The organism is Arthrobacter sp. J156 (assembly GCF_056172865.1).
Genome location: NZ_CM149650.1, coordinates 2,669,138 through 2,688,007, shown reverse-complemented (window position 1 = coordinate 2,688,007; position 18,870 = coordinate 2,669,138). Strand labels below are relative to the sequence as shown.

General features: G+C 70.7%; 21 protein-coding genes, 2 tRNA genes and 1 riboswitch. Of the genes, 6 read left to right on the top strand and 17 right to left on the bottom strand.

The window, feature by feature from the left end:
* Positions 1–8: 8 nt before the first annotated feature.
* The gene (gene pknB, locus AC0QR5_RS12365) at positions 9–2,009 is read left to right on the top strand and encodes a Stk1 family PASTA domain-containing Ser/Thr kinase (protein WP_329861966.1); all 2,001 of its coding nucleotides are present in this window, start codon (positions 9–11) and stop codon (positions 2,007–2,009) included.
* A 16-nt stretch (positions 2,010–2,025) separates the two neighbouring features.
* Here pknB and AC0QR5_RS12360 read toward each other — a convergent pair whose 3' ends face one another.
* The 3 genes from AC0QR5_RS12360 to AC0QR5_RS12350 are packed head-to-tail and all read right to left on the bottom strand — an operon-like array spanning position 2,026 to position 3,652.
* A complete protein-coding gene (locus tag AC0QR5_RS12360) occupies positions 2,026–2,664 on the bottom strand; it encodes an anthranilate synthase component II (protein WP_329861967.1) in 639 nt (212 codons plus the stop codon).
* The gene (locus AC0QR5_RS12355) at positions 2,661–2,819 is read right to left on the bottom strand and encodes a hypothetical protein (protein WP_329862021.1); all 159 of its coding nucleotides are present in this window, start codon (positions 2,817–2,819) and stop codon (positions 2,661–2,663) included. Before AC0QR5_RS12355 ends, AC0QR5_RS12360 begins: the two co-directional genes overlap by 4 nt.
* A 14-nt stretch (positions 2,820–2,833) precedes the next feature.
* A complete protein-coding gene (locus tag AC0QR5_RS12350; protein ID WP_329861968.1) occupies positions 2,834–3,652 on the bottom strand; it encodes a class E sortase in 819 nt (272 codons plus the stop codon).
* Between the two features lie 182 nt (positions 3,653–3,834).
* On the opposite strand from AC0QR5_RS12350, the gene AC0QR5_RS12345 reads away from it, so the two are divergent.
* A complete protein-coding gene (locus AC0QR5_RS12345; RefSeq protein WP_329861969.1) occupies positions 3,835–4,086 on the top strand; it encodes a cell division protein CrgA in 252 nt (83 codons plus the stop codon).
* A 42-nt stretch (positions 4,087–4,128) separates the two neighbouring features.
* Here the strand turns inward: AC0QR5_RS12345 and AC0QR5_RS12340 are convergent, their stop codons facing one another.
* Complete coding sequence (locus AC0QR5_RS12340) at positions 4,129–4,443, bottom strand: DMT family transporter (protein WP_329861970.1); 315 nt, start codon at positions 4,441–4,443, stop codon at positions 4,129–4,131.
* A 17-nt stretch (positions 4,444–4,460) separates the two neighbouring features.
* A riboswitch (guanidine-III (ykkC-III) riboswitch) is annotated at positions 4,461–4,524 on the bottom strand.
* A 70-nt stretch (positions 4,525–4,594) separates the two neighbouring features.
* On the opposite strand from AC0QR5_RS12340, the gene AC0QR5_RS12335 reads away from it, so the two are divergent.
* Positions 4,595–5,092: a DUF3817 domain-containing protein gene (locus AC0QR5_RS12335; protein WP_329861971.1), complete on the top strand. Its 498-nt coding sequence runs from the start codon at positions 4,595–4,597 to the stop codon at positions 5,090–5,092.
* Between the two features lie 67 nt (positions 5,093–5,159).
* Here AC0QR5_RS12335 and AC0QR5_RS12330 read toward each other — a convergent pair whose 3' ends face one another.
* The 3 genes from AC0QR5_RS12330 to AC0QR5_RS12320 form a co-directional block, all read right to left on the bottom strand.
* Positions 5,160–5,771, bottom strand: a complete 612-nt coding sequence (locus AC0QR5_RS12330) for a DinB family protein (protein ID WP_329861972.1) — start codon at positions 5,769–5,771, stop codon at positions 5,160–5,162.
* Between the two features lie 38 nt (positions 5,772–5,809).
* Entirely contained in the window at positions 5,810–6,607 is a 798-nt protein-coding gene (locus AC0QR5_RS12325) for an SDR family oxidoreductase (RefSeq protein WP_329861973.1), read from the bottom strand.
* 135 nt (positions 6,608–6,742) lie between these two features.
* Positions 6,743–7,636 carry a LysR family transcriptional regulator ArgP gene (locus tag AC0QR5_RS12320; RefSeq protein ID WP_329861974.1) on the bottom strand — a complete coding sequence of 298 codons (894 nt, stop codon included), beginning with the start codon at positions 7,634–7,636 and terminating at the stop codon, positions 6,743–6,745.
* 68 nt (positions 7,637–7,704) lie between these two features.
* Between AC0QR5_RS12320 and AC0QR5_RS12315 the strand changes: the two genes are divergently transcribed.
* Positions 7,705–8,319, top strand: coding sequence for a LysE/ArgO family amino acid transporter (locus tag AC0QR5_RS12315; RefSeq protein WP_329861975.1), 615 nt, complete (start codon positions 7,705–7,707; stop codon positions 8,317–8,319).
* Positions 8,320–8,342: 23 nt separating this feature from the next.
* Here AC0QR5_RS12315 and AC0QR5_RS12310 read toward each other — a convergent pair whose 3' ends face one another.
* The 4 genes from AC0QR5_RS12310 to AC0QR5_RS12295 form a co-directional block, all read right to left on the bottom strand.
* Positions 8,343–8,828: an SRPBCC family protein gene (locus tag AC0QR5_RS12310; protein WP_329861976.1), complete on the bottom strand. Its 486-nt coding sequence runs from the start codon at positions 8,826–8,828 to the stop codon at positions 8,343–8,345.
* 106 nt (positions 8,829–8,934) lie between these two features.
* A complete protein-coding gene (locus tag AC0QR5_RS12305) occupies positions 8,935–9,888 on the bottom strand; it encodes a GNAT family N-acetyltransferase (protein ID WP_329861977.1) in 954 nt (317 codons plus the stop codon).
* Between the two features lie 580 nt (positions 9,889–10,468).
* The gene (locus AC0QR5_RS12300) at positions 10,469–11,335 is read right to left on the bottom strand and encodes a rhomboid family intramembrane serine protease (protein WP_329861978.1); all 867 of its coding nucleotides are present in this window, start codon (positions 11,333–11,335) and stop codon (positions 10,469–10,471) included.
* Between the two features lie 111 nt (positions 11,336–11,446).
* Positions 11,447–11,992 carry a peptidylprolyl isomerase gene (locus AC0QR5_RS12295; RefSeq protein ID WP_329861979.1) on the bottom strand — a complete coding sequence of 182 codons (546 nt, stop codon included), beginning with the start codon at positions 11,990–11,992 and terminating at the stop codon, positions 11,447–11,449.
* A 161-nt stretch (positions 11,993–12,153) separates the two neighbouring features.
* Between AC0QR5_RS12295 and AC0QR5_RS12290 the strand changes: the two genes are divergently transcribed.
* Positions 12,154–13,104 carry a hypothetical protein gene (locus AC0QR5_RS12290; RefSeq protein ID WP_329861980.1) on the top strand — a complete coding sequence of 317 codons (951 nt, stop codon included), beginning with the start codon at positions 12,154–12,156 and terminating at the stop codon, positions 13,102–13,104.
* Positions 13,105–13,198: 94 nt separating this feature from the next.
* On the top strand, positions 13,199–14,065 hold the full coding sequence (locus AC0QR5_RS12285; RefSeq protein WP_329861981.1) for a glycosyltransferase family 2 protein: 867 nt from the start codon (positions 13,199–13,201) through the stop codon (positions 14,063–14,065).
* Positions 14,066–14,084: 19 nt separating this feature from the next.
* Here the strand turns inward: AC0QR5_RS12285 and AC0QR5_RS12280 are convergent, their stop codons facing one another.
* The 6 genes from AC0QR5_RS12280 to gyrA form a co-directional block, all read right to left on the bottom strand.
* Positions 14,085–14,984, bottom strand: a complete 900-nt coding sequence (locus tag AC0QR5_RS12280) for a DMT family transporter (RefSeq protein ID WP_329862017.1) — start codon at positions 14,982–14,984, stop codon at positions 14,085–14,087.
* A gap of 211 nt (positions 14,985–15,195) precedes the next feature.
* Positions 15,196–15,268 (bottom strand) — tRNA-Ala (locus tag AC0QR5_RS12275).
* A gap of 8 nt (positions 15,269–15,276) precedes the next feature.
* Positions 15,277–15,393: a DLW-39 family protein gene (locus AC0QR5_RS12270; protein WP_329861982.1), complete on the bottom strand. Its 117-nt coding sequence runs from the start codon at positions 15,391–15,393 to the stop codon at positions 15,277–15,279.
* Between the two features lie 33 nt (positions 15,394–15,426).
* Positions 15,427–15,500: transfer RNA gene (locus AC0QR5_RS12265), tRNA-Ile, on the bottom strand.
* A 100-nt stretch (positions 15,501–15,600) separates the two neighbouring features.
* On the bottom strand, positions 15,601–16,179 hold the full coding sequence (locus AC0QR5_RS12260) for a DUF3566 domain-containing protein (protein ID WP_329861983.1): 579 nt from the start codon (positions 16,177–16,179) through the stop codon (positions 15,601–15,603).
* On the bottom strand, positions 16,176–18,848 hold the full coding sequence (gyrA, locus tag AC0QR5_RS12255) for a DNA gyrase subunit A (protein ID WP_329861984.1): 2,673 nt from the start codon (positions 18,846–18,848) through the stop codon (positions 16,176–16,178). The genes AC0QR5_RS12260 and gyrA overlap by 4 nt, the downstream gene beginning before the upstream one ends.
* Between the last annotated feature and the right edge of the window lie 22 nt (positions 18,849–18,870).

Here is an 18,870-nt window from a genome sequence, read left to right as displayed (position 1 = left end):
GGAGGAACGTGACCCAGACGCGCATCATCAACGGACGCTACGACGTCGGCGAGCTCATCGGCCGCGGCGGCATGGCCGACGTGCACCGGGGCCGGGACATCCGGCTCGGCCGCGACGTCGCCATCAAGCTGCTGCGCCGCGACCTGGCCCGGGACCCGATGTTCCAGGCGCGCTTCCGCCGCGAGGCGCAGGCCGTCGCCGGGCTCAACCACCCCGCCGTCGTCGCGGTGTACGACACGGGCGAGGAGGAGCTCGGGGCCGACGAGCAGCACGAGGTGCGCGTCCCGTACATCGTCATGGAGTTCGTCGAGGGCCGGACGCTGCGCGAGCTGATCAAGACCGGCGAGCTCACTCTCGAGTCCTCCGTCCGCTACGCCCGCGGCGTGCTCGCCGCCCTGGCCTACAGCCACCGCAAGGGGATCGTCCACCGGGACATCAAGCCGGCGAACGTCATGGTGACGGGGGACGACGAGGTCAAGGTCATGGACTTCGGGATCGCCCGCGCCCTCGCCGACTCGGCCGCCACCATGACCCAGACCCAGGCCGTCGTGGGCACCGCCCAGTACCTGTCCCCCGAGCAGGCGCGCGGGGAGACGGTGGATGCCCGCAGCGACCTCTACTCGGCCGGCTGCCTGCTCTTCGAGCTGCTCACGGGCCGGCCGCCCTTTACGGGCGACAGCCCGGTCTCCGTGGCCTACCAGCACGTCAGCGAGGAGGCCCCGACCGCGAGCGGGCTCAACCCCGAGGTCTTCCGACAGCTCGACGAGGTCCTCGCGACGGCGCTGCGCAAGGACCGCGACGAGCGCTACCAGGACGCCGACGCGTTCGCCCACGCCCTCGAGGCCGCCCTCGCCGGGCGTGGGCTCCCGGACGACCTCGGCGACGCGACCCAGGCGCTCTCCGTCGCCGCCGTCTCCACACAGGCGCTCAACGCCCTCCCTCCGGATCCCACCGCGGCGCTGACGGGCCTCGTCGGCCCGGGCGAGGACGCGTCGACGAGCTCCTTCGCAGCGGTCGCCGCGGCGCACTCCTCCGAGGCGTCGGAGGCCGCGGACGACGCCGGATCCCCCGACACGGCGGGCGGGCTCCTCTTCTCCGACGACGACGGGCACGACGCCGCCTCCCGCGCCGCCGAGCTCGAGCGGGAACGCTACGAACGCTCGCGGCGGCGCGCCTGGATCACCGTCTTCACCGTGCTGGCGGTCCTCGTGGTCGCCGCCGGAGCCTGGTTCCTCTGGTCCTGGTCGCAGGCCGAGCAGGCCCGCAACGCGACCGTTCCCGTCCCGGAGGTCTCCGGGATGTCCGAGACGCAGGCGCAGAACGAGATCCTTGCGGCGAACCTCCGGCTGGGAGGAATCGAGCGCGAGTTCAGCGACGACGTCCCGGACGGCGAGGCCATCCGGACCACGCCGGGCGCGGGCGAATCCGTGCGCGTGCAGTCCGAGGTCGTCCTGGTGCTCTCGCAGGGGCCGGAGAACGTCCTGATCCCGGAGAGCCTCGAGGGGCTCTCGGAGAGCGCGGCGCGCAGCGCGCTCGAGCAGCTCAAGCTCGTCGTCGATCCCCAGACGGTCCAGAAGGAGCATCCGAGCGTCCCGGCCCGGGACGTGCTCGGCACCAACCCGGCGATCGGCGAGCAGGTCAAGGTCGGCTCGACCGTGCAGCTGATCCTCTCGAGCGGCAAGGTCACCGTCCCCAACCTCTCGGCGGACGGGATGACGGAGGAGAAGGCCCGGCAGATGCTCGAGGACGAGGCGCTCACGGGCCTCCAGCTCGTCGTCAACGAGGTCGAGAACTCCGTCGTCGATCCGGGCTTCGTGACCAATCAGAGCCCGCGGCCGGGCGAGCTCGTGGACCAGAACGGCGTCATCACGATCGACGTGGCCAAGGCCCCGGCCGCCCCGAGCGATCCGCCCGGGGAGTCGAGCCCGCCCGCCGACGAATCCAGCCCGCCGCCGAGCACGGAGCCACCGGCGGACGGCGAGGACAACGGGGACGAGGACGAGGGCTGACCACCCCCGGGCGGTGCTAGTCCTGGATGAGCGGGCTGAGCGTGGCCGCGCGCTGGGCCGCGCCGGAGACCCCGAGCGACTCGAGCCAGTTCCCGAGCATCTGGTAGCCGCCCTCGGTCAACACGGACTCGGGGTGGAACTGCACGCCCCACAGCGGGGCGTCGCGGTGGGCGAGCCCCATGACGACCCCGCCTTCCGTCTCCGCGATGATCTCCAGTTCGTCGGGGACGGTGTCCCGCACGGCGGCGAGCGAGTGGTAGCGGGTGGCCGTGAACGGATTGGCCACGTCGTGGAAGACGGGGTGGCCGCCGTGGTGGATGAGCGAGGTCTTGCCGTGCATGAGCTCCTCGGCGTGCGTCACGGTGCCGCCATAGGCCTCTGCGAGCGCCTGGTGGCCGAGGCAGACGCCGAGCATCGGCTTGCCGGCGTTCCCGCACCAGCGAATGACGTCGATGCAGACGCCGGCCTCGGCCGGATTGCCCGGACCGGGCGAGACCAGCACGCCGTCGCGCACGGACGCGAGCTCGATCGCCTCCTCGAGGCTGACGTCGTCGTTGCGGACCACGGTGGTCTCCGCGCCGAGCTCCTGCAGGTAGCCGACCAGCGTGTAGACGAAGCTGTCGTAGTTGTCGATCACGAGGATCCGGGCGGTCATGACTGCAGCACCAAGCCAATCGTTGATTCGGTCCACGGGCTGAACTGGCTGGCCCACGGGAAGACGTACTCCATCAGCACCAGTATGGCGGCGGCGATCACCAGGAGGGAAATAAGTATCCGCACCCACAGCGGGCCCGGCAGCTTGCTGAACATCCACGCGTACACGGCTAGTCCCCCCGGGTGCTCTCGACGACATCGGCGATGGCCTGCTGCGGTCCCGTGGCCGCGGGACGGAAGGACTCGAGCTCCGCGTAGGCGATGATCCGCATCCTCGTCGTGAAGGGCGGATCGCAACTCGTGAGCGTCAGCAGCGAGGTCGTCGGTTCGACGCCCGGTTGGTGCGGCACGGGCAGGAGCACCTCGCCCTGGCTGGGGTGGACGATCTCCGTGCTCCGGTAGGCGTACTGGTAGAAGCCCTCGGCCGTCTGCACGTAGAGCCGGTCACCGTCGGTGAGCTTGTCGATGTCCCAGAAGACCTGCCCGTGGGTCTGCCGGTGCGCGGCGACGCCGAAGTTGCCGAGCTCGCCCGGCATCTGGGTCTGCGGGTAGCGGCCGATCCCCAAGTGGTCCAGCACCTCGGGTCCGACGCCGTCCGTCACCGGCCGCGCGTAGTCCGCGCCGAAGCGCGGGACGTACATCACGCCGAACGTCGCCCCCGCGTGCGGCAGGACGGCGATGGGCGGGTCGCCGAACTCGGCCCGGTCCCTGGCCGCCTCGGCCGCCGGATCGAGCCGTTCGCCGGCCGGGAGGCCGGGGACGCGGACGTCGTCGAAGCCGCGCAGGAGCTGCTCGGCCACGGTGTCCTGCCGGCGGTCGGCCTCGAGGTTCGTCCACCACAGCTCCCAGGCCACGAACAGCAGCAACACGAGCCCGGCCGTGATGAGCAGCTCGCCGAGGACTCCCGTGAACGTGACGCGGGGCGTCCGCCGCCCCGCGCCCGGGGCGCGGCGGGACCGCGCGGCGCGCACCGGCGTCGTACTGTCCACTGGGACTCCTTGCACCCCGCGGCGGGAACCGTCCCGCCGCCCACGATCTCCTGCCGGCACCCGCTAGTATTAAGGCACCATCGGAACCCCCGCCGGGCGGATGCCCACGGGGTCCACTAGCCACGATAGCGCCCGGGGGCCGGAACCGCGGACAGGTCCGCCCGCCGGGGTCAGGAGACGCAGTGCCAGAGTCAAGGACGCGCCGCAAGGTCCGCCGCAGCAAGGACCGGGCCAACCTGGAGGCCGGCCACGCGCCGCTGCCCGCCTGGTACAAGCCGGTGATGTTCGGCCTCATGATCCTGGGCCTGCTGTGGATCGTGACCTACTACATCTCCCAGGGCCTGCTGCCGATCGTCGTGGCCGGAGGCTGGAACATCGTGATCGGCTTCGGCATCGCGATGGCCGGCTTCTTCATGACGACGCGCTGGCGCTGACGCCGCGGGGGGAGGAAGATCCCGGGCAGCGGGACGCCGGGGCTACTCGACGAACTTGAGCCCCACGACGCAGCCGATCAGGACCGTGATGAGCAGGATCTTGAGCCAGCTCACCGACTCCGCGCCGAACGCCATCCCGTAGGCGACCGTGAGCGAGGCGCCGATGCCGACCCACACCGCGTAGGCCGTTCCCGTGGAGATCTCCCGCATCGCGTAGGCGAGTCCTCCCATGCTGAGCACGAGCGCCACCCCGAACAGGATCGTGGGCGCGGGCTTGGTGAAGCCCTCAGACTTCCCGAGCGATACCGCCCAGACCGCCTCGAGCAGCCCCGAGGCCACCAGGATCAACCAGGCCATGACACACCGTTCCCTTCGACGGCCGTCTTGTCGCGCTCCGGGTACGGCTCCCTCGTCCGGTGGAACAGGTGGTTCCGTGCCAGAGGATAGCACCGTCCGGAGCGGGCGGCCACGCGGTCGTGACATGCTGGAACCCGGACGAAAGGACGACATGCACCAGAACACCGCCGCGGCCCCTCCCGCGACCCGCCTCCCCTCCCCGAAGCGCCTCTACGGGGCGCTCGCCCTCGCCGAGATGGTCACGTGGGCGCTGCTCATCACGGGCATGGTGCTGAAGTACTCCGGCACCTCCGACGCGTTTGTGCCCGTGTTCGGCCTGGTCCACGGCGTGGTGTTCATCGCGTACTGCATCGTGACGGTCTTCGTCTGGGTCAACCAGCGCTGGGGCTTTGGTCTCGGGCTGCTGGGGCTGGCCTCGGCCGTGGTCCCCTTCTGCACCGTGCCGTTCGAGCGCGCGGTGGTGCGGCGGGGGCTACTCGACGGCGGGTGGCGCCTGGCACCGGGCGGCGACGCGCCGCGCGGTCCCGTCGAGGGGATCCAGGCCCTGTGCCTGCGCTACCCGGCCGCGGCGCTCGTGATCGGCCTCGCCGCCGTCGCGGGCATCACCGCCGTGCTGCTGATGATCGGGCCGCCGGTCCCCAAGGGGTGACCACCGCTGGAGGGCACCGTTATATTCCGCATGCGGCATTCGGCATCTCTTCGGCCCGGATCCGCCGTCACCTGGCCCCGTGGTGTCCGGTATGGGCGTAGAGATCCCGCAGGAGGCAGATCTCGGCGCCGTGGTGGATGGCCTCGCGATTGATGTGCACCACGAGCTCGGCGAGCGACGCCTCGGCGTAGGGGCCCTCGGCGGGGCCGCACCGCCGCAGCAGCCCCTCGGCGCCGAGAGCTGCGACCCCGTCCCTCCACCGCGCATGCGCCTCCTCGAGTTGATCGAGCGCTTCCGCCGCCGTGCCGGCGTAGCGGTGCCCCGCGTAATCCATGGCGGGACCGCCGAAGTGGGAGGCGTTGCGCTGGCCGAAGACCCCGACCACGAGGTGGGCGATCCGCCAGGCGATCGTCGTCACGGGCGCGGGAACCGGCTCGGGGTCCGCGTAGTCCAGGACGAACGGCCCCGCGCCGAGCTGCACGGCGCCGTCGGCCTCCGGCCCGTGCGTTCCCCGCGGGCGCACGCTCCAGCAACCGCGGACGGGCTCCCAGAGGTACTCCTCGTCGGTCAGGCCCTCGAAGCGGCGGCGCAAGTGGTGGTTCCAGTGCCACTCCAGCTGCTCGGCGAGCACGCCGTTCCAGTCGAGGGCGTCCCGGGGCTTCGGCGTCGGCTCAGGCATGGGGCCAGTCTGGCACGGCGGCGTGGCGGAGGGAACGGTCAGCGGGCCCCGGTCTCCGGGAGCCCGAGGAAGCGCTCCCGGGCCCAGGCGCCGAACGACTGGCCGGGCTGCTTGGAGTCCAGCCGCAGGTTGTGGCCGTCCCGCAGGGCCCGGACCACGGAGCCGGGAAAGGGCACCTGCACGACCGCCCCGCCGCGCCCGCCCGCCTCGTGCCGGGCGGCGAGCCACTGCTCGGCCGCGTCCTTGAGCCGCAGTTCCTGCGGTCCGCCGGCCGCGATGACCGTGCCGCGGGCCCCGGAGTCGAGGGTCTCGAGGACCACGCGGGCAGCATCGCGCGCGGCGAGCGGCTGGACGGAGACCCCGCGCGGCACGGGAACGAGCGGCGTCTTGGCCAGGTGGCCGAGCAGGGTGTCGACGAGCTCGTGGAACTGCGGGAGCCTGAGCACGGTATGGGGGGCGCCGGCCCTGGCCAGTGCGTGCTCCCCGGCGAGCTTGGCCCGGTAGTACGGAAGCGGGATGCGGTCCACGCCCAGGATCGAGATCATCAGCACGTGTCGCACGCCGGCGCGGGCGGCCGCCGCGGCGAGCCGCCGGGTTCCGTCGACATCCACTTCCTCCCACCGCGACGCATCCATGCCGCCGCTGGCCAGGTGGATGATCCCGTCGACACCCTCGCAAGCCGGATCGAGTCCCGCTCCCGTGGCGAGGTCCCCGGTCACGCCGCCGTCGATCCCGCTCCGGCGCGTCAGGACGCGGACCTCGTCGCCCCGGGAGCGCAGGAGTTCGACGACGTGCGGGCCGAGCGTGCCGGTTCCACCGGTGACGAGGATCCTCATGGCTCCACCCTGCCGGGGTGCCGCTCCGCCGTCAACGAGGCGGCCCCGGCGTCGTCCCCTTGTTCCCGCCGCGCGGGGGAACGCTTCCTGGCGGAGCCCGGCACCGGCGTCGTCCGGTGGCCCGGGCCGCCGTCCCTACCGCGGCAGCCCGGCGGCAGCGGCCCCCTTCACGGCGGCGGTCACCCGGGCCAGGGCCGGCGAGTCCAGCTTCCAGCGCTGCCAATACAGCGGGACCTCGTGCACCCACGAGGGATCGAGGAGCCGCAACGAGCCGTCGCCGGGGATCTGCTGCTCGGGCACCATGCCCCAGCCGAGCCCGGCGCGGATCGCCTCGACGAACTGGACGGAATCCGGCACGTGGTGTCCCGGGGGACGGGCGGCGGCCCCCGCGTGCCCGCGGATCAGGTCCCGCTGGTGGGCATCGTTGCGGTCGAAGTGGACGGCGGGCGCCCCGGCGAGCCCGGGCCCGTCCGGCCCGAACCACCGGTCCGCGAACGCCGGGGCGGCCACGGCCAGGTAGCGCATGCTGCCGAGCAGGTCCGCCGCGCAGCCCTGGACGGGGCGCCCGCTCGTGGTGACGGCGCCCATGACGCGACCCGAGCGCAGGTGCTCGGCCGAGAAGGCCTCGTCCTCGCGCAGGATCTCGAGTTCGAGGTTCGGGTCGGCGGCCAGGACCGGCAGGGCGGCACCGAACCACGTGGCGAGCGAGTCCGCATTGACGACGAGCGCGATCGGCGCCCGCGCGGTGGGCGCATCGGTGCCACCCGCGGCCGCGGACAGCTCGGCGGCGGCCTCCGAGGCCAGCAGGTCGAGCTGGCGGGCGAGCCGGACCAGGACCCTTCCGGCGGGCGTGGCCTGAGCGGGATTCGTCCGGCGGACGACGACGGTTCCGGCCGTGCGCTCGAGGGCCTTGATCCGCTGGCTGACGGCCGAGGGGGTGACGTGCAGCCGGCGCGCCGCGGCCTCGAACGTCCCGGTGTCGACGACGGCCGCGAAGGCACGGAGCTGGTCGGCGGGGAAATCGATCATAAGGAACTCTAACGCATCATGAATTTCTTGAGCTGGACTGTCGATGCGCCGGAGCCTACCGTCAAGGAATGCCCTTCCTTCCTTCCTCCCTCGCCGGCCTCGGCCTGGGACTCTCGCTCATCGCCGCGATCGGCGCCCAGAACGCGTTCGTGCTCCGCCAGGGCATCCGCCGCGAACACGTCGTGCCGGTCATCCTGCTTTGCATGGCCTCCGACGCCGTCCTGATCCTGGCCGGCGTCGCCGGCGTCGGAGCCCTCGTGGACGGCACCTCGTGGATCCTGCCCATGGCCCGCATCGGCGGTGCGGCGTTCCTCGTGGGCTACGCCGTTCTCGCCCTGCGCCGGGCCGTGGCGCCCGCGGCTCTCACGGTGGCCGAGGGCGGGGGCGGGACGACGCTCGGCGGGGCCGTGGCCACCGCCTTCGCCCTGACCTGGCTGAATCCCCACGTGTACCTCGACACCGTGGTGCTGCTCGGGTCCATCGCCTCGTCGCACGGGGATCCGGGGCGCTGGTGGTTCGCCGCGGGTGCCGTATCGGCGAGCGTCGTGTGGTTCACGGCCCTGGGCCTGGGCGCGCGGGCCCTGCGCGGCTTCTTCTCGAAGCCGGCGTCCTGGCGGATCCTCGACGGCGTCGTGGCCGCGACGATGCTCGTCATCGCGGCCACGCTGCTGCTCGGCCTCTGAGGCCCGGCCCCCGGGGCCGGGGACTAGAGGGCCCCGTAGTATTCCGTGAGCGCGGGGTAGTAGTCGGCGAAGTCCGGGAGCGGTCCGTCGACCCGGCTCGCCGCGAGGCGGTCGAGGTAGAACTCCCACCCGGGCCCGATCTCCGCGAGGCCGGCCCGGTCGGCCAGATGGTGGACCAGCGACAGGGAGGCGCCGGAGTCCACGGGTTCCACGAGCAGTTCGAGGTCCCAGCTGCCGTGCTCGTCCCGCATGACGAGCTCGAGCCGGCGGGGCGGATCGCAGGCCGCCACGCGCAAGTGCGACGTCGGGGCCCCGTCTTCCGCCGTCAGCGTCACCACGATCTCGCCCCCGGTCCGGCCCTCTCCCTGCCAGTGACCGAACCAGAGGGCGGTCCGCCGGCTGTCGGTGATGCTGTCCCAGACGTCCTCGGGCGGCGCGGAGAAGTACCGGGAGACGACCAAGTCGACTCCCGGGTCCCGTTCGACGAGCGTCCCCGTCGGTTCGATCACGTCTCCTCCACTCCGTGCCGTGCCGGACCGTGCTGTGCTGTGCTGTGCTGTGCCACACAGTCTGCTCCGCCCCCGTCCCGGCGGCAAGGCCGGACGCGGACGCCGCTCAGGCGCGGCGGGAGTAGACGACGTTGGTCCGAACGCGCCGGAAGCCCACCCGCTCGTACAGGCCGACGGCCCCGGTCGGGCTGTCCGAGTCGACGCCGAGCTCCACGGAGGCGTAGCCGTCCTCCTTGGCCTGGCGGACGACGTCGGTCAGCAGCGCCGCTGCATGTCCCCGCCCCCTGGCGCGCCGGCGCGTGCCCACGAGGGACACGTAGAGCTCCTTCGGGACCCACTGGCCGGAGAGGACGTAGGCGTCGACCGCCTCCTCGGGATCGAGTCCCGGGTCGTCGCTGAGGACCGTTCGGCTATAGGCCGGGCGGAAGCTGCGGGCCTTGAGCTGGGCCGCCCACTTCTCCGGCGAGCGGGCGGAGGAGCCCCAGTGGTCGGCGAACGCCTCGTTGTGCGCGCGCCGGATCCCTTCCGCGTGGGCTGGATCGAACACGACGCCGGGGCAGGGCGCCGCACCCGCGGGAACCTCCCAGCCGCCCAGCTCGACCTTCATGTCCTGGAAGTAGCGTGCCGGCTCGTAGCCGCGGACGGACGCCATCCGGGCGGCGCCGGACTCCGGGCGCCCCGCCCAGACGTCCAGCAGGAGCGGGTGGCCGGCGTGGCGTTCGCCGCCGAGCTCGCGGGCCCGGTCCTCCAGGCGCTCCATGAGCGCGCGGCCGATCCCGCGCCGCCGGTGCTCCGGGTGCACGCCGCCGCCGAGGTGCGCCTTGGCGAAGCCGTCGCGGAGGGCGTCGCTGATCCGCACTTGCCCGAAGGCGACGAGCCGTCCGTCCTCGCGGACCGCCCACGTGTCGCGTGCGGGATCGACGCCGGGCTCCTCGAGCTCCTCGGCCAGGTCCTCGGGTTCGTAGAACTCCTCCGTCTGGTCGGCCACGGCCAGTTCGTTGGTCAGCCGCGCCCACTCGGCGGTGTCCTGCTCGGTGATGGTGCTCCACTCAAGGGCCATGGCACGTTCCCTGCTTCCTCCGGCCCGCGGCCGGCATTGTGCTGCGCCCGATCGGTGGGGCGCGTCCAGCGTACAGTGATTGGGAGAATTCAATCAATAGAGCGCGTTTAACGCACAGCGTGTGCAGAGGGTTATCCACAACTGGGGACACAGCTGTTGGTAAGTATGTTCTATTCGCCGCCGTAAGGCCGATGCGGAGCCGTTGGGTCGGTGAGTTACACGGGTGTGAGTTATAAACACTGTGGATGAAGGCTGTGGAAATCACCCCTACCACCGGGGTTGTTCACAGATTTCCGCCTGTCCGCTGGGGAAACGGTGGAAATCCGGGGGCCCGTCGATGCATCGCCGGGCCCACATCCCTTAATCCTCGGGGGATTCGTCGCGCACAGGATGTGCAGAAGGGTTATCCACAGGTGTGCAGAAGTATGTGAATATTCAAGCGCCCCGGGGCCGTTGAACCGGCCGCCGGGGCTGCTGCGGCGTCATCCCGGGGGACGGGAAGAAGGACGCCTAAGTGAATTACACGGGTGTGAGTTATTAACAGTGTGGATAAACCCTGTGGATGGTTCGTGCTCCGTGGTCAGGCGCCGAAGACGCGCGCGGGGACGGTCTGCCATCCCACCCACGTCAGGACCGTCAGCAGGACCGCGACGGCAGCGATGCCGGCCCATTGAACAGTGGCACGGTGCTTCCCCCGCGGCGCGTACGCCATGATCGCGGCGAGCGCCGCCCCGGTCGCCAGTCCGCCGACGTGGGCCTGCCACGAGACGTTGAGCCCCGGAATGAAGCCGATCACCAGGTTGATGCCGATGATCACGAGGATCGGCGTGAAGTTCCCCCCACGCGCCCGCATCACCACCAGCAGCGCGCCGAAGAGGCCGAAGACCGCACCGGAGGCGCCCACGACGCCGATCCTCGGGTCTTCGAGCATCAGCACGGCGACGGAACCGCCGAAGCCGGACAGGAGGTACAGCGCGAGGAAGCGGATCCGGCCCAGCATCGGCTCGAGCGCCTGGCCGATCACGAAGAGCGCGTACATGTTGAACGCGATGTGCATCAGGAAGCTCGTCGAGTGCAGGAACGTGGCGGTCAGCATCCTCCACGGCTCGCTGCCGGTGTAGACCCCCGCGTAGAGCAGGCGGTCGGAGAGCGTGGGCAGCAGGAACTGTCCCAGGAACACCACCGCGCACAGGACCATGAGCGTGTAGGTCACCACGGGCCTGCCGTCCCGGGCGCGGCCGCCGAGGGCGGTGCGCTGGGTCGGCATCCGCTTCCGCGCCTCGTCGACGCAGTCTGCGCACTGCACGCCGACGGCCGCAGGACGCTGGCATTCGGGGCAGGCGGGGCGCCCGCAGCGCTGGCAGCGGACGTAGGAGGGGCGGTCCGGGTGTCGGGGGCAGACGGGGACCTGGCCCGCTGGCTGCTGCTCGGGAAGGCCGTAGGCCATGGGATCTCCTGCAGTGGAATCGTCGGTGGTTAAACGGAAGGGGTCCTGCCGCAGGTTCCATGGTCCCTGCGGCAGAACCCGCCGTGTTGCGCGGCCCTGGCCGCGCCGTGACTAGGCCTCGTCGATGTCGATCGAGGTGACGACGACGTCCTCGAGCGGCTTGTCGCGGCCGTCGGTCGGGACGGAATTCAGCTCGGCGACCAGCTTGCGCGAGGCCTCGTCGGTCACGTCGCCGAAGATCGTGTGCTTGCCCTGCAGCCACGTCGTCGGAACGGTCGTGATGAAGAACTGCGAGCCGTTGGTCCCGCGGCCCATCTGGATGCCGGCGTTGGCCATGGCCAGCTTGTACGGCTGGGTGAAGTCGAGGTCCGGGTTGATCTCGTCGTCGAAGCGGTAGCCCGGGCCGCCGACGCCCTGGCCCAGCGGGTCCCCGCCCTGGATCATGAAGTCGCTGATGATGCGGTGGAAGATCGTCCCGTTGTAGAGCGGGGTCCCGGTCTTCTCCTCGCCCGTCTCCGGGTGCACCCATTGCTGCTCGCCGGTGGAGAGGCCGATGAAGTTCTTGACCGTCTTCGGGGCGTGGTTGCCGAAGAGATTGACCAGGATGTCGCCCCGGTTCGTGTGAATGGTGGCCTTGTGCGTGGGGATTGCAGTCATGCGCCCCATTCTTCCACGACGCCCCCGCCCGCCTTGCTGATCCGCTACGCGGACAGTGAACAACCGGGGAGCCCGGGCCGCATATGCCCCGGACGGAATAGCACGCCCGGGGGCCACGGCGTAGGCTAGGCCACGATGCTCCAACAAATCGGGAGGAACGTGTGAAGAAGACAGAACGCATTGCCCGCGACCTGGGAGAGACGGTCGGCAACGGAGTCGGCGAGGCCCGCGACTGGGCCGCACCCCGCGTGGAGGCAGCCGTCCAGTGGGCCGTTCCCCGTCTGGAGAAGGGGATCGAGACCGCTTCGCCGAAGATCCAGGAGGGCCTGCACCGGGCCGCCACGGAGATCGCCGACGGCGTCGCCCGCGTGACCCCGAAGATCCAGGAAGGCCTGGACAAGGTCGCTCCGAAGATCTCGCAGGTTGTCGACCAGGCATCGCCCAAGCTCCAGGAGACGCTCGACAAGGCGACGCCGGCCCTGCAGCATGCCCGCGACGTCGTGGTGAAGGACTACATCCCGGCCGCCAGCGCGAAGCTCGGCGAGGCCGCGGACTTCACCGCCCACAAGCTCGACTCCGCGCGCTTCCCGCTGCCGGTCCACCAGGCCGTCGCGAGCGTGACCGGTGACAAGAAGGCCCTCAAGCGCGCCCAGACGGCCGCCGCCGAGGCCGCCAAGCAGGCCTCGAAGCAGCTCAAGAAGGAGCAGGCCCGCAAGGGACGCAAGCGCGGACTGCTGATCTTCGGGATCATCGCGGCCGCTGCTGCGGCGGGCGTCGCCGCGTGGCGCGCCTCGAAGCCGGTCGAGGATCCGTGGAAGGCGCCGGCCCCGGTCGAGCCCGCCCCGGTCCCGTCCTCCTCGGCGGCCCCGACCTCCGCCACGGCCGATGTCCCCGCGGCGGATGCCGCCGCTGCCTCGGCGCCCGAGGCCCCGGAGACGGAGTCCACGGTCGAGGAGGTGCGCGCCCACCTTGAGGAGGCCGCCGCTCCGGAGGACGCCGGCGACGTCGACGCCGAGCTCGCGGCCGACGCTGCCGGGGAGGCCGAGGATGCCGCCCCGAAGCCCGGTCCCCGCGGCGGGCGCCGGGCCTCTTCGGAGGACACCGCCACGTAGCACCCCGGAGGCCGCCAAGCGGTGGTCCGGGAAGGGGAGGCCTGTTGGCGCGGGCCTCCCCTTCCGTGCGTCCGGGCGCTGGTAGATTGGCGCTGTGATTGAGGACCAACCCTTCGGCGGATCCGGGCCCTACAGGCCCGCCGTCTCGATCGTCATCCCCGCCTACAACGAGGAGAGCGTGATCAGGCAGTGCCTGGTCGCCGCGATCTACCAGACCGTACCCGCGCACGAGGTGATCGTGGTGGACAACATGTCCACGGACGCCACGGCGGCCATCGTGACGCAGATGCAGGCGGAGTACCCGGAGGCCCCGATCCGGCTCGTCTCCCAGGACCGTGAGCAGGGGCTGATCCCGACCCGCAACTTCGGCCTCGCCCAGGCGAGCGGCGAGGTCCTGGGCCGCATCGACGCGGATTCCGTCCTCGAACCGGATTGGGTGGAACAGGTCTCCTCCGCCTTTATGGACCCGGAGGTCATGGCGGCCACGGGACCGGTCGTCTACTACGACATGCCCATGCGCCGCTGGGGCCTGAAGGCGGACGACAAGATGCGCCAGCTGGTCCTCAAGGTCGCCTACAAGCAGTACCACTTCCTCTTCGGTTCCAACATGGCGCTGCGGGCCTCCGCTTGGGCCGAGATCGCGGGCGAGGTCTGCCGCGACGAGGCGGACGAGTTCCACGAGGACATCGACATCTCGCTGCACCTGGCGGACCACGACCTGCTGATCCGCTACGTCCCGGCCATGGTCTCGGGGATGTCGGCACGCCGTCTCGAGGACTCGCCGAAGGACTACCGGTACTACGTCACGCGGTTCGACCGCACGTACAAGGCCCACCAGATCAACAAGCAGGTCCTGAAGATCCCGATGCTGATCTTCATGTCGATCTACTACCCGGCGAAGATGCTGCGCTACCTCCACACGGCGCGCAGTTCGCAGCCGGTGCGCCGCGGCGGCATCTGAGCCGAGCGGCAGCGTGACGTCAGTCGGCGCCGAGCCCGGGTTCGGCGAGGACGACGCCGGGGCCACGGCGCCGCTGTCCCCGCACGACGGCCACGAGGCCCGCGAGGATGAGCACGAGCCCGCCGTAGGTTCCCGCGGGCAGCCGCTCGCCCAGGAAGCCGGCGGCCAGGAGCGCCGCGGCGGGGATCTCGAGCAGGATGATCGTGGACACGGTGAGCGGACCGAGGGCGTTGAGCAGGTGGTTGAAGACGCTGTGGCCGAGGAGCTGGGCGCAGACGGTGAGCGCGATGATCCCGAGCCAGCCCTCGGGCGGGAAGCCCCACAGCGGTTCGTCGAAGACGAGGCACAGGGCCAGGAGGATCAGGGCCGTGAGGACGTAGCAGAGTCCGGTGTACGCGCCGGTCGACATCGTCTCGCGGGCCTTGGACCCCGCGAGCGTGTAGGCGCCAGCGAGCGCCCCGCCGACGAGGGCGAGGAGGTCTCCCCGCAGGGCCTCGGCCGAGCCGCCGAGGTCGAATCCGGTGATGACGACGACGCCGATGAAGGCCACCCCGATGCCGATGCCCACGAGCGGCGGGAAGCGCACGCCGCGCAGCACCTGGAACAGGGCGATCCAGGCGGACTGGAGGCAGACGAGTGCGGTGGCGGCGGCGACGGACGTCATGCGGATCGACGTCGTGAAGCAGACGAAGTGCAGGGCCAGCGCGAGGGCGGCCGCCGCGCTCCAGCCCCATTCACGCCGCCCCGCCCTGAGCAGGGAGGCGGGACGGCGGACCAGGACGGGTGCGGCCATGACGACGCCGCCGATCGCGTTGCGCCAGAAGGCCATGGCCATCGGGGGCACGCTGGGTGTCGCGGCGATGAGCGGGCCGGACGCCCCGACGCCGAGGACGCCGATGGCCGCCAGGAGGAAGATCACCCCACCACTGTGCCACCGCCGCCGGGCGGCTGCGTCGTCGGACACGATCCGTGACGCTTCTTCCCGCTTCCCGGTGCTCCCGTGCTCCGGAACCCGGCGAGTCGCATCGACCCGCCATGCCACGCTCGGGAGAAATGGGCAGTTGTCCTCGCGGATTCGATCGGGATGCGCGAAGGGCCCCGGGCTGCTGCCCGGGGCCCTTCGTCGTCGGTGGAGGCAAGGGGACTCGAACCCCTAACCCCCTGCTTGCAAAGCAGGTGCGCTACCAATTGCGCCATGCCCCCGTACGGGGCTAGTCCACCGAATCGGTCGACCGGCTCCAGGTGGACTTCTCCACCTCGGCATCCTTCCACTTATTGTAGGTAGCGATGCCCACGAGCGCGGCCGCGAGGAACAGCAGTCGTTTCATGGGGATCCTCCCGGACCGTCAGTGGGGATTCCGTGGGCGTACCAGGACTTGAACCTGGGACCTCTTCGTTATCAGCGAAGCGCTCTAACCGCCTGAGCTATACGCCCTCACCGTCCCATCAGGACGAGATATGACTTTACCCGACGATTCCGCGGGAAAACAAATCGGCCGCCCCCCGTGCGGGGAGCGGCCGAGGCGTTCCGCGGTTCAGTCGTCGGTCAGCGTGATGCCGATGCCGCCGACGAGCGTCGAGGAGATGTTGTAGAGCACGGCCGAGAGCATCGACAGCGCCGTGAGCAGGACGACGTTCACGACCGCGATGATCGTCGCGAAGGAGGCCACCTGTCCGAGCGAGGCGAGCTCCTGGAGGTTGAAGCTGCTCTCGGTCCCGGCGACCTCGCGCAGCAGGTCGTTGACCCGGTCGAAGATGCCCGTGAGGTCCAGGACGGTCCAGAGCACGACGGCGGCGACGACGGTCACGATGCCGAGGGCCACGGAGAGCAGGAAGGACATCTTCAGCACGGACCAGGGATCGATCTTGCTGACGAGCAGGCGGGCCTTGCGGACCTTGGCCTTGGGCGCCGGGCGCACGAGCTGCTGGGGGCGCTGGGCCGGGCGCTGCCCCGCCGGACGCGGCTGTCCGGGGCGCTGCTGGGTTCCGGCGGGACGCTGTCCCTGCGCCGCCGGGCGCTGGCCGGACGGGGCCTGCCGCGGTGCGGCCGGACGGCCACCCGGCTGGGAGGCCGGGCGCTGCGCTCCCGGGCGCGGGGTGTTGGGGGTGCTCACGCATTACCTCCGTCATTCTCGGTGCCTTCGGTGCCGTGGCCGGCGTCGTCCGCGGCCTCCGCTGGGGATCCCGCGGTACCTGCCGGGGCTTCCTGCGACGGACCGCTGCCGACGGCGTCCCGGGCTTGATCTGCATCCAACGGTACTGCATCGTCCTCGGGCTCGGCCGCCAGGCCGCGTTCGGTGTTCCTCGCCACGGCGATGATCCGGTCCTTCTTGTCCGGCTTCGCGAAGATCACGCCCATGGTGTCGCGGCCCTTCGCCGGCACCTGGGTCACGGCGGAGCGGACCACCTTTCCGCCCTCCATGACGACGAGGACCTCGTCCTCCTCCTGCACGATCAGCGCGCCGACGAGGTGCCCCCGGTCCTCGGCGAACTTGCCGACCTTGATGCCGAGGCCGCCGCGTCCCTGCACGCGGTACTCCTCCACGGAGCTGCGCTTCGCATAGCCGCCGTCGGTGACGATGAAGGAGTAGGAGCCCTCGGTCACGACGTCGGCGCTGAGCAGTTCGTCGTCTCCGCGGAACTTCATGCCCGTCACGCCGCTCGTCGCGCGGCCCATCGGGCGCAGCGCCTCGTCGGTCGCGGTGAAGCGGACCGACTGGCCGTTGCGGGAGACCAGCATGAGGTCGTCCGTCTCGGAAACGAGCTGCGCCGAGACGAGCTCGTCGCCCTCGCGCAGGTTGATCGCGATGACACCGGCCGAGCGGTTGGTGTCGTAGTCCGCGAGCCGGGTCTTCTTGACGAGGCCGTTCTTGGTGGCGAGCACCAGGTACGGGGCCTGGTCGTAGCTGCGCAAATCCAGGACCTGGGCAATCGTCTCCCCGGGCTGGAAGGCCATGACGTTGGCCACGTGCTGGCCCTTGGAATCGCGGCTTCCCTCGGCGAGCTCGTAGCACTTGGTCCGGTACACGCGGCCGAGGTTGGTGAAGAAGAGCAGCCAGTTGTGGGTCGTCGTGACGAAGAAGTGCTCCACGACGTCGTCGCCGCGCAGCTGCGCGCCGCGGATGCCCTTGCCGCCCCGGTTCTGCGAACGGTAGTTGTCGCTGCGCGTGCGCTTGACGTAGCCGCCGCGGGTGATGGTGACGACCATCTCCTCTTCGGGGATCAGGTCCTCCATGGACATGTCGCCGTCGTAGCCCATGAGGATCCGGGTGCGGCGGTCGTCTCCGTGCTTGTCGACGATCTCCCCGAGCTCGTCGGAGATGATGCCGCGCTGCTTGACCGGATCGGCGAGGATCGTCTTGTATTCGGCGATCTCGAGCTCGAGCTTGGCGTGCTGGTCCTGGATCTTCTGCCGCTCGAGGGCGGCCAGGCGGCGCAGCTGCATGTCCAGGATGGCCTGGGCCTGCACGTCGTCGATGTCCAGGAGCTCCTTGAGCCCCTCGCGCGCGTCCTCGACCGTGGAGGAACGGCGGATGAGGGCGATGACCTCGTCGAGGGCGTCGAGCGCCTTGAGCAGGCCGCGCAGGATGTGGGCCTGCTCCTCGGCCTTGCGCAGGCGGAACCGCGTCCGGCGCACGATGACCTCGACCTGGTGCGCCACCCAGTGCCGGATGAAGGCGTCGAGGGACAGCGTGCGCGGCACGCCGTCGACGAGCGCGAGCATGTTGGCGGAGAAGTTGGACTGCAGCTCGGTGTGCTTGTAGAGGTTGTTCAGCACGACCTTGGCGACGGCGTCGCGCTTGAGCACGATCACGAGGCGCTGGCCCGTGCGGCCCGAGGACTCGTCGCGCAGGTCGGCGATGCCCTGGATCCTGCCGTCCTTGACGAGGTCGGCGATCTTGATGGAGAGGTTGTCCGGGTTGGCCTGGTAGGGAAGCTCGGTGACCACGAGGCACGTGCGGCCCTGGAGCTCCTCGACGTTGACCACGGCGCGCATCGTGATGGAACCGCGGCCGGTCCGGTAGGCGTCCTCGATGCCCTTGTGGCCCAGGATCAGCGCGCCGGTCGGGAAGTCGGGTCCCTTCACGCGCTTGAGCAGCTCCTCGAGCAGCTCCTCGCGGCTGGCCTCGGGGTTCTCCAAGTACCACTGCACGCCGTCGGCGACCTCGCGTAGGTTGTGCGGCGGGATGTTCGTGGCCATGCCGACGGCGATGCCGGACGAGCCGTTGACCAGCAGGTTCGGGAACCGCGCCGGCAGGATCGTCGGCTCCTGGTTCTTGCCGTCGTAGTTGTCCTGGAAGTCGACCGTCTCCTCGTCGATGTCCCGGACCATTTCCATGGCCAGCTGGGCCATCTTGGTCTCGGTGTAGCGGGGAGCGGCCGCGCCGTCGTTTCCGGGGGAACCGAAGTTGCCCTGGCCGAGCGCCAGCGGGTAGCGCATGGTCCAGTCCTGGATGAGGCGGACCAGGGCGTCGTAGATCGCGCTGTCGCCGTGCGGGTGGTACTGGCCCATGACCTCGCCGACCACGCGGGCGCACTTGTTGTAGGAGCGGTCGGGGCGGTAGCCGCCGTCGTACATCGCGTAGATCACACGGCGGTGCACGGGCTTGAGGCCGTCGCGCACGTCCGGGAGGGCGCGTCCCACGATCACGGCCATCGCGTAGTCGAGGTAGGACCGCTGCATCTCGGTCTGCAGGTCGACCTGCTCGACGCGGTCGGTCACACGGCCTTCGAGGGGCTGCTGCTCCGGGTCCTGCGGGGTCTCGGGCGTCTCGTCGCTCATCGGGTTCTTTCTCTCAGTTCAC

Bases quoted from the DNA above. Each gene is read 5' to 3' on its own strand.
- AC0QR5_RS12325 (WP_329861973.1), bottom strand. From the start codon at position 6,607: ATGAGGATCCTCGTCACCGGTGGAACCGGCACGCTCGGCCCGCACGTC.
- AC0QR5_RS12320 (WP_329861974.1), bottom strand. From the start codon at position 7,636: ATGATCGATTTCCCCGCCGACCAGCTCCGTGCCTTCGCGGCCGTCGTC.
- AC0QR5_RS12295 (WP_329861979.1), bottom strand. From the start codon at position 11,992: ATGACTGCAATCCCCACGCACAAGGCCACCATTCACACGAACCGGGGC.
- AC0QR5_RS12355 (WP_329862021.1), bottom strand. From the start codon at position 2,819: ATGTTCAGCAAGCTGCCGGGCCCGCTGTGGGTGCGGATACTTATTTCC.
- AC0QR5_RS12360 (WP_329861967.1), bottom strand. From the start codon at position 2,664: ATGACCGCCCGGATCCTCGTGATCGACAACTACGACAGCTTCGTCTAC.
- AC0QR5_RS12270 (WP_329861982.1), bottom strand. From the start codon at position 15,393: ATGAAACGACTGCTGTTCCTCGCGGCCGCGCTCGTGGGCATCGCTACC.
- AC0QR5_RS12300 (WP_329861978.1), bottom strand. From the start codon at position 11,335: ATGGCCTACGGCCTTCCCGAGCAGCAGCCAGCGGGCCAGGTCCCCGTC.
- gyrA (WP_329861984.1), bottom strand. From the start codon at position 18,848: ATGAGCGACGAGACGCCCGAGACCCCGCAGGACCCGGAGCAGCAGCCC.
- AC0QR5_RS12315 (WP_329861975.1), top strand. From the start codon at position 7,705: ATGCCCTTCCTTCCTTCCTCCCTCGCCGGCCTCGGCCTGGGACTCTCG.
- AC0QR5_RS12340 (WP_329861970.1), bottom strand. From the start codon at position 4,443: ATGGCCTGGTTGATCCTGGTGGCCTCGGGGCTGCTCGAGGCGGTCTGG.
- AC0QR5_RS12330 (WP_329861972.1), bottom strand. From the start codon at position 5,771: ATGCCTGAGCCGACGCCGAAGCCCCGGGACGCCCTCGACTGGAACGGC.
- AC0QR5_RS12335 (WP_329861971.1), top strand. From the start codon at position 4,595: ATGCACCAGAACACCGCCGCGGCCCCTCCCGCGACCCGCCTCCCCTCC.
- AC0QR5_RS12305 (WP_329861977.1), bottom strand. From the start codon at position 9,888: ATGGCCCTTGAGTGGAGCACCATCACCGAGCAGGACACCGCCGAGTGG.